Origin of the sequence: Candidatus Nitrosotalea sp. FS (assembly GCF_011319475.1) — an archaeon.
Lineage (GTDB): Archaea > Thermoproteota > Nitrososphaeria > Nitrososphaerales > Nitrosopumilaceae > Nitrosotalea.
Map to the genome: position 1 here is coordinate 13,585 of NZ_RCMC01000251.1, position 367 is coordinate 13,951.

The 367-nt window shown below is 37.6% G+C and carries 1 protein-coding gene; it reads left to right on the plus strand.

What is annotated here, in order from left to right; translation table 11 throughout:
- Positions 1 to 36 precede the first annotated feature (36 nt).
- Positions 37 to 367, plus strand: a 331-nt coding sequence (locus DYY66_RS09955; RefSeq protein WP_394352632.1) for a hypothetical protein, incomplete at its 3' end; no start/stop codon positions are given.

Below are 367 nucleotides of genomic sequence, written 5' to 3' on the forward strand. Positions count from 1 at the left end.
CAGACATTGTCAATTGTATCTTGAGATAACTTGGTATTGAAAAAAATTGTGATAACTGCAATAATTGTAGCGGTAATACTTGTGTCTGTGTATCTTGATCAAAGTTTTAGCAAAGTAGAACTTCAAAATGTTATTCCTGAGAAAAAGAGTCCATATGTCAAGGAATATTCTTTACCAGTTGGTTCAGCTCCCAATGGATTGGTTGCAGACAAGACAGGATTGGTTTGGGTTACGGCACAAAATGCCACGCTCTATTCTGTTGACCCGTTAAGTGGACAAGTGGAAAAATATCTGATAAAGAGTGGAACAATACCGTATACAAATGCAGGAGTAAACTCTACTATGGTCTGGGCAATTGTGCAAGATG